We start from the raw sequence: 13323 nt of genomic DNA, 5'->3' as shown, positions 1-13323 counted from the left end.
GCGGGGGGTCAGACCTTGCGGTAGCTCCGGGCGTCCTCGGCGGCCGCCAGCACGGCCTCCAGGTCGCCCCCGACGGCCGCGGTGAGCGTGATGGCCACCGCGCCCTCCAGGAACGGCGCGTCCACGATCCGGGTGTTCCCGGGCAGCCCCGACGCCGGGTCCCCGACCAGGGACTTCAGTGTCAGGACGGCACTGCCCATGTCGCACAGCACCGCCACGCCCAGGCCCTCGTCCACCTGCCGGGCGGCGGCCAGCACCAGCTCGGCGCTGGTGCCGACGGAACCGTCGGCGGTGCCGCCGGCCACCGCCAGCGGCCCGCTCACCGCGCCTCCGAGCAGGGCCCGGGAGAGCTCCGCCACCGACTCGGCCACGGCCTTGCTGTGGGAGACCAGGACGACGCCGACCCGCGGGGTCTCGGTGCGCGCCGCGCCCCGGGTGCCGGCGGCCGGCTCCGCGGCGGCGGGGGCCGGGGTCGCCCCGGCGTCCGCGCAGCCGCCGCCGCACCGGGTGCCCGAGCACCCGGCGCCCTTGCACCCCGAGCCGCCGCACCCGCCGCCGCAGCCGGTGTCCGCGTACTCGGCGTCCGTGCTGTCCACGGCCGTGCGCAGGGCCTCCATCAGCAGCACCACCGAGTTGGCGCCCGCGTCCTGGTGGCCGACGCTGCGCTCGCCCAGGTAGCTGGCCCGGCCCCGGCGGGCCACCAGCTCCGCGGTCCCGTCCGCGCCCTGGCGGGCCGCGCGGACCGCGCCGTCCAGGGCCTCCCGCAGCGGCGCGCCGGCCTCCGCGGCCCGGGTCAGCGCATCGACCGCCGGCGCCAGGGCGTCGACCATGGTCGCGTCGCCCACCTCGGCCCCGCCGAGCTTCTGCACCGAGCGCAGCCCGGCACCGAGGGCCGCGCCCAGCTCGACGCCGGTGGGCGCCGCGGTGTCGCCGAGCACCTTGCCGGTACGGCGCAGCGCGGTGCCGAAGAGCGGCCCGGAGGCGCCGCCCACGGTGTTGGTGAGCGTGCTGCCGGCCAGCGTCAGCAGCGCGCCGGGGGTGGCCGGCCGGGCCTCGGTCACCGCGGCGCCGACCGCGCCGAAGCCGCGGACCAGGTTGGCGCCGTGGTCCCCGTCCCCGATCACCGCGTCCAGGTCGGTCAGCCGGGCGCCGTCGCGCCGCACCAGGCGGGCGCTCTCGAGCAGCCAGCGGGTGAAGTAGGCGGTGTCCAGGACGGGCTGCGGCGCGGTGGTGGTGGGCATGGCGGGTGCTCCTTGAGGGGAAGGCGGGGTGTTCGTGGTCGGGCGGGGGAGGGGCCGGGGTCGCGCACCGCTCCGGCGGGCGGGCCGGGGCTGCGGGCCGGCCGGCGGGGTCAGCGGCCCCAGCGGAGCGAGGGGGTCTCCACCGGGGCGTCCCACAGCTCCAGCAGCTCGGCGTCGGCCCGGCAGAGCGTCAGGGTGCAGCCGGCCATGTCGAGGCTGGTGACGTAGTTGCCCACCAGCGAACGCGCCACCGTGACGCCGTGCTCCGACAGGACCCGCTCCACCTCGGCGCGCATCACGTACAGCTCGATCGGCGGGGTCGTGCCCAGCCCGTTGACCAGGAGGATCACCGGGTCGCCGGCGCACTGCGGAAGGTCCTCGAGGATCGCGGCCAGCATCGCCTCGGCGGTCTGCGCCGCGGAGAGCAGCGGCCGGCGCTCGCGGCCCGGCTCGCCGTGGATGCCGATGCCCAGCTCGATCTCCCCCTCGCCCAGCTCGAAGTTGGGGCTGCCCTTGGCGGGGGTGGTGCAGGAGGTGAGCGCCACGCCGTAGCTGCGGGAGCGCTCGTTGACCTTGCGGGCGACCGCGGCCACCTCGGCCAGCGGGGCGCCGGACTCGGCGAGCGCGCCGGCGATCTTCTCGACGAACAGCGTGGCGCCGGTGCCGCGCCGGCCCGGCCCGCCCTGGCCGGCGGCCACGGCGACGTCGTCGTCCACCACCACCTGCTCGACCGTGACGCCCTCGTCCTCGGCGTCCTCGGCGGCCATCGTGAAGTTGAGGATGTCGCCGGTGTAGTTCTTGACGATGTGCAGGACCCCGGCCCCGGCGTCGGCCTCGGCGGTCGCCCGGGTGATCACCTCGGGCACCGGCGAGGTGAAGACCGGGCCGGCCACCGCGGCGGTGAGCATGCCCGGGCCCACGAAGCCCGCGTGCAGGGGCTCGTGCCCGCTGCCGCCGCCGGAGAGCAGCGCCACCTTCCCGGCCGGCGCACCGCCGGCCCGCAGCACGATCCCGGCCGGCGCGTCCACGCGCAGTTCCGGATGGGCGGCGGCCATACCGCGCAGCGCATCGGCGACCACGGATTCCGGGGAATTGATGAGCTTCTTCACGGGTGCCTCTTTCGCATTTCTCGGATCCGCGGGACGGGAATCACTGGAACTTTATGTCGCGCGAGCAGCCAGTCGCCGAGGGCCTTTGGTCCCGAATCCCGTCGTTGAAAGCCCTGTTCAGAAGGGGTCTGTGGATTTCTCTACGACGGCAATTCCGCGTGATAGGCATGGAGCCACCGCCCGGCAGCCGAATTGCCGGACCGTGCGGAAGCACGATGAAGTGCGCTGGAAATCTGGAGGATTGACCGTGAAGACCGTCGGCACCCGCATGATGATCAGTCCGCCGAAGTACGTACAGGGCGCCGGCGCCATGCACGACCTCGGCGAGCACGCCGCCCTGCTCGGCGAGAACGCCGTGGTCCTCGCGGACAAGGGCGTCTGGGGCTTCGTCGACGACGCGGTCACCGACTCGCTGGCCCGCTCCGGCGTGAAGCTGACCAAGGAGGTCTTCGGCGGTCTGTGCACCCAGAAGGAGATCGACCGGGTGGCCGCGGCGGCCAAGGCGGCCGGCGCCGACGTGATCGTGGGCATCGGCGGCGGCACCGCCATCGACACCGCGAAGGCCGTCGGCCACGCCCTCGGCGACATCGCCGTGGTCAGCGCCCCGACCGTGGCCTCCACGGACGCGCCCACCAGCGCCCTGGCCGTGATCTACACCGAGGACGGCGCCTTCGAGCGGTACTCCTTCTTCACCCGCAACCCCAACCTGGTGCTGGTGGACACCGCACTGGTGGCCAACGCGCCGAGCCGGTTCATCGTCTCCGGCATGGGCGACGCGCTCGCCACCTGGTACGAGGCCCGGGTCTGCGTGGCCGCGCACCGCACCGCCATGGCCGGCGGCCTGGCCACCGGCGCCTCCCTGAGCCTGGCCCGGCTGTGCTGGGAGACCCTGATGGAGTACGGCCACCAGGCCCGGCTGGCCGCCGAGCAGCACGTGGTCACCCCGGCCCTGGAGAAGGTCACCGAGGCCAACACCCTGCTCTCCGGCCTCGGCTTCGAGAGCTGCGGCCTGGCCGCCGCGCACGGCATCCACAACGGCCTGACCGTCTCGCACCGCACCCACGGCATGATGCACGGCGAGAAGGTCAACATCGGCACCCTCGCCCAGCTGGTCCTGGAGGGCGCGTCCACCGACGAGCTGGACACCTACCTCACCTTCAGCCGGTCGGTCGGCCTGCCCACCACCCTCGCCCAGATCGGCCTCGTCGACCCGGCCCGCGAGGAGCTGCTGGCCATCGGCCGGGCCGCCACCGCCGAGGGCGAGACCACGCACAACATGCCCTTCCCGGTGACCCCGGACATGGTGGCCGACGCCCTCCTGGCCGGCGACGCCTACGCCCGCGCCACCGCCGCCTGAGCACCGCCCGGAGCCTCAGCCCACCAGGAGCACGATCGCCGAGCCCCACAGCGTCAGCAGGACGTTGCCCAGGGCGTAGGGGACCGTGCAGCCCAGGCCCGGGATCTGGCTCCGGGCGCGTTCGTTGAGGGCGCCGATCGCCGCCGTGGTGGTCTGCGCCCCGGCGAGCGCCCCCAGCAGGGTGGGCAGCGGGATCCGCTGCACGAAGTGGCCGAAGGCGAAGCCGGCCAGCAGCGGCAGGGTGCTCGCGGCCGCGCCGGCGGCCAGCAGCGGCCAGCCGGCCTCGGCCAGGCCGTGCGTGAAGCCGGGCCCGGCGTTGAGGCCGACCACGGTGATGAACATGCACAACCCGAGGGTGCCCAGCAGCCACTGCGCGGCGTCGGGCAGGTTCCCGTAGGTGGGCCGCTTGGCCCGGACGTGGCCGAAGACCAGCCCGGCCAGCAGCGCGCCGGTCGAGGTGGAGAGCGACAGCGGGGCGCCGGCCGCGTGCAGCGCGGGGATGCCGATGCAGCCGCCGAGGAAGAGGCCGCTGGCGATCCAGGCCATGTCGGTGGCGGAGGTGGTGGGGACCGGCTGCCCCAGCCGCTGGGCCGCCCGCTCGACCAGCTCCCGGGGCCCGGTGATCACCAGCGTGTCGCCGCGCCGCAGGAGGTTGTGCCGCCCCATCGGCAGCTCGGCACCGGCCCGCAGCTGGCTGAGGATGAACACCCCGGTCATGAACTCCTCGAGCCGCAGGGTGCGGATGGTGGTCCCGTCCAGGTGGCGGCCGGTGAGGACGATGTGCAGGGTCTCGGTGCGGTAGCCGAGCAGTTCCACGTCGTCGGACTCGACGCCGATGTGGGTGCGCGCGTCGAAGGCCACCAGATCGCCGCGGACGGCGCTGATCGCGACGGTGTCGCCCAGCCGCACCCGGGTGTCCTGGTCGTGCTCGATGATCTCGCCCGCCCGGCGGATCCGGGTGATGTAGACCCGCCGGTCCAGCTCGCGCTGCTCCGCCTCGAACTCGCCCACGGCCCGGCCCGCGAAGCCCTCCACGTCCACCTCGTACGCGCGCAGCACGTGCTGGTAGTAGCCCTGTCCGGCGTCGAGGTCCGGGTCGGGGACCGCGTCGTCCAGGTCGGCGGCGAGCAGGGCGGTGTCGGCGGCGAGGTCCCGGCGCAGCAGCCGGGGCAGCACCGTGGGCAGCAGCACCGCCGGCAGCACCGTGCCCAGCGGGTACGTCACGGCGTACGCGATCGCCACCAGGTGCGCCTGGTCCTCGGCGGCCGCGGGGGCCAGACCGGGCAGGTGCACGATCGAGTCGGCGGCCACCCCGATCACCGACGACTGGGTCAGCGCCCCGCCCAGCAGCCCGGCGGCCAGCCCCGGCCCGTACCCGAGCAGGGTGGCCAGCCCCCAGCAGCAGAGCAGGCCGCAGACGCAGACCACGACCGTCAGGAGCAGCTGCGGCAGGGCCTCGCGGCGCAGCGAGCGGAAGAACTTCGGCCCCACGTCGTAGCCGAGGGCGAAGAGGAACATCAGGAAGAAGACGGACTTGACCGGGCCGGTGATCTCCACGTGCGCCTGCGACCCGATGACCAGCCCGGCGACCAGGCAGCCGGTCACCGCTCCGACCGTGAAGCCCCGGTACCGGATCCGGCCGATCAGGAAGCCGACCGCGACGGTGAGGAAGACCAGCAGTTCGGGGTAGGGCGCGAAGACGTGCTCCCGCAGCCAGTCCATGCCTCGTGCCTCCCCGCCCTCGGTCTCCGCAGGTGTACCTCCCCGCCGGGAGCGGGCCCCTGACGGGCGGCGGCGTCCGTTCCCCCGATCGGCGGACGCGGGCGGTCCGGCGACGGGGGAGTGACGGCTGATACGGCGTACGATACGGTGTATCTCATGCCCCGCCGCTCCGACGCCCTCGACCGGGCCACCCCCGAGGCCATCGCCGCCGCCGCGCTGCGGCTGCTCGACGAGGCCGGGCCCGCGGCCCTCAGCTTCCGCGCCCTGGCCGAGGCGCTGGAGGTGTCCCACGCGACCGTCCAGCGGCGCTGCACCGACCTCGCCGGGCTGCTCGACCTGTGCACCGACCACCTGGCCGCCCGACTGCCCGAGGTGCCCGCCGGCACCGGCTGGGCCGAGGCCGCCGAGATCCGCTTCGGCGCGCTCTACCGCCTGCTCGCCGCCCACCCCGGACTGCTCGCGCTGCGCGGGGCGCGCCCCTGGCTGGGCCGGAACCTGCTGGCCCGGCTGGTCGAGCCGGCCATCGCGGACGCACTGGCCGCCGGGATGACCGCCACCGGGGCGATGACCGCCTACCGCCGGCTCTACCTCTTCACCCTGGGCAGCGCCGCCTTCGTCGACCACCGCGACCCCGCCGCCGCCACCGACGCCTCCCGGGCGGCCCTCGCCGCCCTGGACCCGGCCGCCTTCCCGGCCCTGGCGGGACACGTCGCCGCCCTGCTGCCACCCCTCACCGACCACGAGGTCTACTACGGGGGCCTGCGGCAGCTGATCGCGGCCCACGACCCCGCCGCCCGCCCGTGACCCGCACCCCTCAGGAGACCGCCGTGACCGACCACGCCCCCGCCGCCCCCTCCTACGACGACGTCAGGGCCGCCGCCGGGCGGATCGCCGGGCGGGTACGGCCGGTGGCGGTGGTACCGGCCGGTGAGGGACTGTGGTTCGCCCTCGAACAGCTCCAGCACACCGGGTCCTTCAAGGCGCGCGGGGCACGGAACTTCATCGCCGCGCACCGCGAGACCGGCACCCTGCCGGCCGCCGGGGTGACCATCGCCTCCGGCGGCAACGCCGGGCTCGCCTGCGCCTGGGCCGCCCGCGGCGAGGGGGTGCCGGCCACCGTCTTCCTGCCCGAGTCGGCGCCCCGGGTCAAGGTCGACAAGCTCCGCTCCTACGGCGCGGACGTCCGGCTGGCCGGCACCGAGTACGCCGAAGCCCTGGCCGCCTGCGAGGAGTTCGGAGCCGGCAGCGGCGCCCTGGTCAGCCACGCGTACGACCACCCGCTGATCGCCGCCGGGGCCGGCACCCTCCTCGACGAGATCCGCGACCGGCTGCCGGAGCTGGACACGGTGGTGGTCTCCGCGGGCGGCGGCGGGCTGTTCACCGGGGTCGCGGTCGCCGCCCTGGCGCACGGCGTCCGGGTGCTGGTCGTCGAACCCGAGAACTGCCGTGCGCTGAACGCCGGACTGACGGCGGGTCACCCCGTCGACGTGCCGGTGCGGTCGATCGCCGCCGACGCCCTCGGCGCCCGCCGGGCCTCGTGGGCCGCGGTGCGGACCGCGGCCCGCCCGGGCGTCACCTCGCTGCTGGTGCCCGACGCCGCCATCGCCGAGGCCCGCCGGGCCCTGTGGGAGGAGCACCGGCTGGTGGTCGAACACGCCGCGGCCACCGCCTACGCCGGCCTGGCCGGCCGCCCCGGGGAGTACGGCAAGCAGGTCGCGGTGGTGCTCTGCGGGGCCAACACCGACCCCTCGGACCTCGCGGTCTGACCGCGGCGGGCGCCGGCGGACCCCGGCCGGCCGGTCCGGACCCCGGCCCGTCCCGTACCGGTGCGGTCGTGAGCCCGTCCCGACCGGGGCCGGACCTCAGCCCGTCCCGACCGGGGCCGGACCTCAGCCCGTCCCGACCGGGGCCGGACCTCAGCCCGGCCCGTCCGGGTACGGGCCCAGGAAGCGGTAGCCCGTGCGCTCGGCCCGGTAGAGGTAGGTGCCGCGGGCCGGGGGCAGCAGGTGGGTGTCCGGCGCGAACTCCAGCCGCTTGGCCAGGCCCTGATAGACCGTCCGGAGGAGCCGGGGCGCCAGCTCCGTCCGTCCGGCCGCCGGTCCGGCCGCCGCCAGCGCCGCCGCCACCAGCCCCACCGCGTCGTGGGCCTCCACCGCCCACCGGCCGGGCGGGGCGCCGTACGCCGCCTCGTGCGCCCGGACGAAGGCGCGGGCCCCGGCGCCCCGCACCGCCAGCGCCAGCGGGTCGGCGAACTGCGCGGAGAACACCCAACCCGGCCCCGCCGCCCCGGCGTCCCGCAGGAACCTCGGCTCCATCGCATACTGCGGGGCGGCCCGGGGCCCGGTGAATCCGGCCCGGCCCAGCGCGCGGGCCAGCAGCGCCGCCCGGGCCGGGGAGGTGCCCGTGTAGACCACGCCCTCGGCCCGGCCGGCCACCACCGAACACGCCGCAGCCCGGAAATCCGCCGCCCCGGCAGCGATGTGATGGATCGTCATCCGCCCTTCGGCGGGCGGCGCCCGGCGCAGCTCCCGGGTCAGCTCCACGGCCGGCGCGCCACCGGCCAGGTCCTCCACCACCGCGGTCCGGCGCACCGGCCCGGCCGATGCGAGGTACCGGATCAGCGGCAGCGCCAGCCCCTCGGCCGCCGGCCGGGTGGCACACAGCATCGGCGCCTGGGCCGGATCGAGGGCGCCCGGCTCCGCCGAGACCAGCAGCAGCGGCAGCCCGCCCCGGCCGCAGACGGCGGCCACCGCCGCCACCGCCCCGTCCCAGCTGGGCCCCAGCACCGCCAGCACCGCGGGGTCCGCCACCAGCTCGGCCGCCACCCGCGCCGCCCGCGCCCGGTCACCCGCATCGTCCGCGCTCCGCAGCAGCAGCCGGAAGGCCGCGTCGGTACGGGAGTTGTACCGCTGCACGGCCAGCCGGGCGCCCCGCTCCTGGGCCCGGCCCACCGCCGCCCCCGGCCCGCTGAGGTCCGCGTGCACCGCCAGGACCCGCACCGGGCGGCCGGCCCGCCGGCGGGCCGCCGGACGGCCGGACCGCAGCGCCCACAGCCCGGCCCCGCCCGCCGCCAGCGCCACCGCACCGCCGGCCAGCAGCAGCCGGCGGCGGGCCGGTGCGGATCCGGCGGCGCCCGGCCCGCCGCCCGGCCACGTCGGCTCCGGGTCCGTCGGGGCCAGCGCCGTGGCCGCCCGCGCCGCGATCGACCGGAGCAGTGCCGGCGGCAGCCAGGGGCCCTCCCCGGGATCCGGGCCCAGCAGCGCCCGCAGCTCGCCGGGGGTCGGCCGGGCCTCCGGCTCCTTCGCGAGGCAGGCCGCCACCGCCGACCGCAACTCCTCCGGTACGCCGTCCAGTTCCGGTTCCTCGTGCACGGTGCGGAAGACCACCCCGGCCGGGTGCCCGGCACCGAACGGCGGGGCGCCGCCCGCCGCGAAGGCCAGCAGGCAGCCCAGGGCGAAGACGTCCGCCGGCGGGCCCGCCGCGCCGCCCGCCCGCGCCTGCTCCGGCGCCAGGTAGCCGGGCGTCCCCACCACCGCGTCGGCGGCCGTGAGGGTGGTCGCCCCGGCCGCCCGGGCGATGCCGAAGTCGATCAGCCGGGGCCCGTCCAGGGCGAGCAGCACGTTCCCCGGTTTCACGTCCCGGTGCACCAGCCCCGCCGCGTGCACCTCCGCCAGGGCCTCCGCCAGCCGCGCGCCCAGCAGCCGGACCGCCGCCACCGGCAGCGGCCCGTACCCGGCCACCGCCTCGGCCAGCGACGGACCCGGCACGTACGGCGTCGCCAGCCACGGCTGCGGCGCCCCGGGGTCGGCTGCGAGCACGGGCACCAGCCACCGGCCGCGCAGCCCGCGGGCGGCCTCGGCCTCCCGCCGGAAGCGCTGCCGGAAGCCCGGGTCCCGGGCGTGCCCGGCGGTGATCACCTTGAGCGCGGTCAGCGACCCGCCCGGGCCCCGGGCCAGGTAGACCGTACCCATCCCGCCCGCGCCGAGCCGGCCCAGCAGCCGGTAGCCGCCCACCACGGCCGGGTCCCCGGGTCCCAGGGGCCGCATCCGCCCTCATCCCCCCGGCCGCTGCGGCGCGGGGCCCGCGTACCGGATCCGGCCGCCCTCGACCCGGTACAGGTACGAGACGGTGCTCCGGATCCGTCCCGAGCCGTCGAAGGCGTACTCCTTCAACAGGCCGCGGTAGGTGCCCCCGCGGAGCCCCGCCAGCAGCTCGGCACGGGCCGGGCGGCGGCCGCCCGCGGCCAGCCGGGCCAGCCGGTCGGCGACCAGCAGCGTGGCGTCGTACGCCTCCGCGGTCCACGGCGCCGGGTCGGTGCCGTACCGCCGCCGGTGGGCGGCGGCGAGGGCGGCGACCGGCGGTGCGCCGGGGCCGATGCAGGGGGCCAGGAACTGCCAGCCGGCCGCCGCCGGCCCCGCCGCCCGCAGGAACTCCGGCCCCATGCACGGGTAGTCGGCGGCGCGGGGGCCCCGGAAGCCCGCGGCCGCCACCAGCCGGGCCGCCTCCGCCGCGCCCGCCGGGGTGCCCGTGTACAGCAGCCCGTCCGGCCGCCGGGCCAGCAGGTCGGTGACCACCGGCGCCAGCCCCCCGCTCGCGCCGCGCGGTACGACCCGGGGGAACGCCTCGGCGGCCGAACGGTAGTAACCGACCGTCAGGTCGACGAGGAAGGCGGTCTCCCAGGCCGGGGAGCCGCCGGACCGGTCGCAGAGCACGGCCAGCCGCCGGACGCCCTCGGCGCCGACCAACTGCCGGTTGACCGCGCCCGCGTGGGCGGCGGCCACCGGGCAGCTCTGCAGCAGGGCACGCCGGTCGGCGGCGCCGAAGGCGGAGCCCGCCGCCGAGACCGTCACCAGGGGCAGCCCCGACCGGGCGTACCGGTCCAGGCAGGTGAGCGCACAGGCGTCCGCGGTGGGCCCGAGCACCGCCAGCACGTCCGGATCGCCGGCCAGCCGGTCGGCGGCGGCCGGTGCCCGGGCCGGGTCGCCCGCGTCGTCGGCCACCGTCACGGAGAGCCGGAAACCCTGCGTGGTGCGGGAGTTGACCTCCTCGACCGCCAGCCGGACACCCCGCTCCTGGGCCCGGCCGAGGTCGGCCCGGGGTCCGGAGAGGTCGGCCTGCACCCCGATCACCCAGCGCCGGGCCGGCGGCGGGGGCGCCGGCCGGTCCCCGTGCAGCCCCAGCCAGGCGGCCGCCGTGCCGCCCGCGGCCAGCGCCGAGGCCCCGGCGGCCAGGGCGAGGAAGCGGCGGCGGCCGGGCCGGGGGCGCGCCAGGTCCACGACGAGGGTGGCCTCGATCTCGGGCAGCGACAGCAGCTCGGTGGCGCGCGCCGCGACGGCCGCCACCAGCGCGTCCGGCAGCCACTCCGGGCCCGCTCCCGCCACCACCGCCGGTTCCGCCGGTCCCGATGCGACCGCCGTTCCGGGACCCGGGCCGGGCACCGTCCCCGCCGCCCCGCCCGCCGACCGCGGCCCCGGCTCCGGCGGCCCGGTCAGGGCCGTGGCCAGGGCCGCCGCCGGCGGCCGGTCGGCGGGCTCCTTGGCGAGGCAGCCGCGCAGCAGCCCGGCCAGCTCCGCGTCGCCCAACGCGGCCCAGGACACGTCCGGTTCGTCGTGCACCGTGCGGAAGAGCAGTGCCGGGGCCGGGCCGGTGCCGAACGGCGGCCGGCCGGTCGCCGCGTACACCAGCAGGCAGCCCAGTGCGAAGACGTCCCCGGCCGGACCGGACCGGCCGCCCAGGGCCTGTTCGGGCGGCAGGTAGCCGGGCGTGCCGACCAGGACCCCGGTGGCCGTCAGGGCGGTGGCGTCCCCGGCCCGTGCGATGCCGAAGTCGATCAGCCGCGGCCCGGTCACCGACAGCAGGACGTTCGCCGGCTTCACGTCCCGGTGCACCAGCCCCGCCGCGTGGACGACCGCCAGCGCCCGGGCCAGGGCCCCGGCCAGCGCCCGGACCGTCCGCACGGGCAGCGGACCGTACCCGGCCACCGCCTCGGCCAGTGACAGTCCCGGCACGAACTCCGTGGCCAGCCAGGGTGGTTCGGCGTCCGGATCGGACCCGGTGACCCGGACCAGGTGCGGTCCCCGGACCCGGCGGGCGGCGGCCGCCTCGCGCCGGAAGCGCTCCCGGTAGCCGGGCTCCTCGGCGCACTCGGGCCGGATCACCTTCACGGCGGCGAGGGCGCCCGCCCCGGTCCGGCCCAGGTACACCACACCCATCCCGCCCGCGCCCAGCCGGCCGAGCAGCCGGTGGCCGCCGATCCGGGACGGGTCGGCGGCCTCCAGCGGCCCGATCACGCCCACCGCCCGATCCGCTGCCCGGCGCGCAGCAGCATCCGGGCCCGGCCCGAGGCCACGAGCGGGGCGATCGACTCCCGGCCCGTGCCCGGCCCGCCCCGGACGCCCACGGCCACCGTGACCGGGCCGTACCGGGCCGCGGACCAGCCGTAGGGGTAGGGCCCGCCGCTCTGGTCGTGGAACTCGCCGGTCTCGGAAAAGGCGTCCCGGGTGGCGGAGTCGTCCTGCTCGCCGGCGTACAGGGCGGCGGGGAAGAGGGCGCCGACCCACTGGTCCTCGCGGAGCCGCTGGGCGGGGCAGCGCATCAGGTCCTCCATGGCGCGGGCGAGCTCCCAGGCGGCGTCGTCGGAGCTGCGGTACACGGTCACGGTGGCCGTCAGCCGGGCCGCTTCGCGGCCCGGGCCGGCCGGGATCCGGAAGCTGCGGGTGCGGGTGGCGAGCACCTCGCGCGGCAGCGGCCGCTGCCGCCAGTCGCACTCCCCGTCCAGCACCGGCCGCTGCCCCGGGTCGCTCTCGTACGGCAGGCCGGGCCGGGCGGCGGGGCCGAAGTCCGCCGGTCCGGCGATCACTTCGGCGACCAGGGCCCGGGCGCGGCCGGGCGTCCGGGGCGCCCGCGCCGGGTCCACCGGGGGCCCCGCGACCCCGGTCGGGGAGGCGGGGGAGGCGGGGACCGGCACCGGGGCGGCGGACGGGACGTCCGGGGGGCGGCGGCCCGCGGGCCCGCCGCCCGAGCAGCCGGACAGCAGCACCGCCCCCGTGCAGAGCGCCGCCGTGCCGCGGCCGGGGCGGCGCGGCATGTGCATCCGCCACGCCCCGGGCCGTGCCGGTCTCCGTGCCGTCCTCGCGCCGTGCCCCATCAGAGCCCCCACCCACGCGCAGTGATGAACGACGAACGTCGTACAGAGTGGCGACTTTCGAATACAGCGATAGCCCTTGCGTTCCGCAAAGGTGGGAAACGACCGAGAACGTATGAAGGAATGACCGGAAGGAACGGGACGTGGCGCAGCGCAAGGGCTGTCTCATCGGCTGCGGAGTGGCGGCGGTGATCGGCCTGGTCCTGCTGGGGGTGGTCGGCTTCGGCGCCGTGAAGCTCTTCGGCTACGTACAGGACAGCATGATCGACCCGAAGGTCTACGAGGCGGTGAAGGAGGGCGACGCCGAGTCCGCGGTCCGCGGCAAGCTGCCCGCCCCGGACGACAACCTCCTCACCTCCGCGCTCAAGGACGGCGGGCCCGCCGAGCCGGCCGGCTCCGTGTGCGTCTGGTACCTCAGCGACCGGGACGACAGCGACCAGGTGTTCCGCTTCTGCTTCAAGGACGGCAAGCTCGCGCAGAAGGCCCAGTACGCCATGAAGTGAGGCCCGCCCCCACCAGGACCCGGGGGCCGCCCGGCCGGCCAGGACTAAAGCGGTTTAGCGAGAACGGCCGCATTGCCCGGTACGGGCCCTTTCCGGCGGGCCGTCCCAGCGGTCAGATCGAGTCAACCTTTTCCCGAGGGCGACCCCGGCACCGGAATGCGGAAACCGCCGCCCGAGAGGCGTACTAAAGCGCATCAGTCCTGGCCCGAGCGGTGCCCCGGGGGATTTCCGGGCGTCCGCCGGCGGA

Annotated in this window: 10 protein-coding genes and 1 pseudogene; 4 read left to right on the top strand and 7 right to left on the bottom strand. The window is 77.2% G+C overall.

Translation table 11 applies throughout. The annotated features are described in order from the left end of the window. Positions 1–8: 8 nt before the first annotated feature. The 3 genes and pseudogenes from AB0O40_RS16230 to dhaK form a co-directional block, all read right to left on the bottom strand. Positions 9–617: a PTS fructose transporter subunit IIA gene (locus AB0O40_RS16230; RefSeq protein WP_365041082.1), complete on the bottom strand. Its 609-nt coding sequence runs from the start codon at positions 615–617 to the stop codon at positions 9–11. Beyond that, positions 606–1241 (bottom strand): annotated as a pseudogene (dhaL, locus tag AB0O40_RS16225) (dihydroxyacetone kinase subunit DhaL); the annotation flags it as partial. The pseudogene dhaL and the gene AB0O40_RS16230, both read right to left, overlap by 12 nt. A 110-nt stretch (positions 1242–1351) precedes the next feature. Next, positions 1352–2350 carry a dihydroxyacetone kinase subunit DhaK gene (dhaK, locus tag AB0O40_RS16220; protein WP_365041051.1) on the bottom strand — a complete coding sequence of 333 codons (999 nt, stop codon included), beginning with the start codon at positions 2348–2350 and terminating at the stop codon, positions 1352–1354. A gap of 247 nt (positions 2351–2597) precedes the next feature. Between dhaK and AB0O40_RS16215 the strand changes: the two genes are divergently transcribed. Continuing rightward, complete coding sequence (locus AB0O40_RS16215) at positions 2598–3707, top strand: glycerol dehydrogenase (RefSeq protein WP_365041048.1); 1110 nt, start codon at positions 2598–2600, stop codon at positions 3705–3707. A gap of 15 nt (positions 3708–3722) precedes the next feature. On the opposite strand, the gene AB0O40_RS16210 is transcribed toward AB0O40_RS16215, so the two are convergent. Further along, positions 3723–5429, bottom strand: coding sequence for a TrkA C-terminal domain-containing protein (locus tag AB0O40_RS16210; protein ID WP_365041045.1), 1707 nt, complete (start codon positions 5427–5429; stop codon positions 3723–3725). A 156-nt stretch (positions 5430–5585) separates the two neighbouring features. Between AB0O40_RS16210 and AB0O40_RS16205 the strand changes: the two genes are divergently transcribed. Both AB0O40_RS16205 and AB0O40_RS16200 read left to right on the top strand, forming a co-directional pair. After that, the gene (locus tag AB0O40_RS16205) at positions 5586–6233 is read left to right on the top strand and encodes a TetR/AcrR family transcriptional regulator (RefSeq protein ID WP_365041042.1); all 648 of its coding nucleotides are present in this window, start codon (positions 5586–5588) and stop codon (positions 6231–6233) included. A gap of 23 nt (positions 6234–6256) precedes the next feature. After that, the gene (locus AB0O40_RS16200) at positions 6257–7195 is read left to right on the top strand and encodes a serine/threonine dehydratase (protein WP_365041040.1); all 939 of its coding nucleotides are present in this window, start codon (positions 6257–6259) and stop codon (positions 7193–7195) included. 150 nt (positions 7196–7345) lie between these two features. On the opposite strand, the gene AB0O40_RS16195 is transcribed toward AB0O40_RS16200, so the two are convergent. The 3 genes from AB0O40_RS16195 to AB0O40_RS16185 are packed head-to-tail and all read right to left on the bottom strand — an operon-like array spanning position 7346 to position 12516. Further along, entirely contained in the window at positions 7346–9475 is a 2130-nt protein-coding gene (locus AB0O40_RS16195) for a bifunctional serine/threonine-protein kinase/ABC transporter substrate-binding protein (RefSeq protein ID WP_365041037.1), read from the bottom strand. Between the two features lie 6 nt (positions 9476–9481). Continuing rightward, on the bottom strand, positions 9482–11725 hold the full coding sequence (locus AB0O40_RS16190) for a bifunctional serine/threonine-protein kinase/ABC transporter substrate-binding protein (protein WP_365041034.1): 2244 nt from the start codon (positions 11723–11725) through the stop codon (positions 9482–9484). Then, the gene (locus AB0O40_RS16185) at positions 11716–12516 is read right to left on the bottom strand and encodes a hypothetical protein (RefSeq protein ID WP_365041031.1); all 801 of its coding nucleotides are present in this window, start codon (positions 12514–12516) and stop codon (positions 11716–11718) included. The genes AB0O40_RS16190 and AB0O40_RS16185 overlap by 10 nt, the downstream gene beginning before the upstream one ends. 200 nt (positions 12517–12716) lie before the next feature. Between AB0O40_RS16185 and AB0O40_RS16180 the strand changes: the two genes are divergently transcribed. Continuing rightward, positions 12717–13076, top strand: coding sequence for a hypothetical protein (locus tag AB0O40_RS16180; protein WP_365041029.1), 360 nt, complete (start codon positions 12717–12719; stop codon positions 13074–13076). Positions 13077–13323 lie beyond the last annotated feature (247 nt).

Origin of the sequence: Streptomyces sp. NPDC089919, from assembly GCF_040684615.1 — a bacterium.
GTDB lineage: Bacteria > Actinomycetota > Actinomycetes > Streptomycetales > Streptomycetaceae > Streptomyces.
Note: the sequence above shows the minus strand (reverse complement) of the source record. Positions and strands in the feature narration are given on the sequence as shown.

Bases quoted from the DNA above. Each gene is read 5' to 3' on its own strand.
- AB0O40_RS16230 (WP_365041082.1), bottom strand. From the start codon at position 617: ATGGAGGCCCTGCGCACGGCCGTGGACAGCACGGACGCCGAGTACGCG.
- AB0O40_RS16210 (WP_365041045.1), bottom strand. From the start codon at position 5,429: ATGGACTGGCTGCGGGAGCACGTCTTCGCGCCCTACCCCGAACTGCTG.
- AB0O40_RS16205 (WP_365041042.1), top strand. From the start codon at position 5,586: ATGCCCCGCCGCTCCGACGCCCTCGACCGGGCCACCCCCGAGGCCATC.
- AB0O40_RS16195 (WP_365041037.1), bottom strand. From the start codon at position 9,475: ATGCGGCCCCTGGGACCCGGGGACCCGGCCGTGGTGGGCGGCTACCGG.
- AB0O40_RS16185 (WP_365041031.1), bottom strand. From the start codon at position 12,516: ATGCCGCGCCGCCCCGGCCGCGGCACGGCGGCGCTCTGCACGGGGGCG.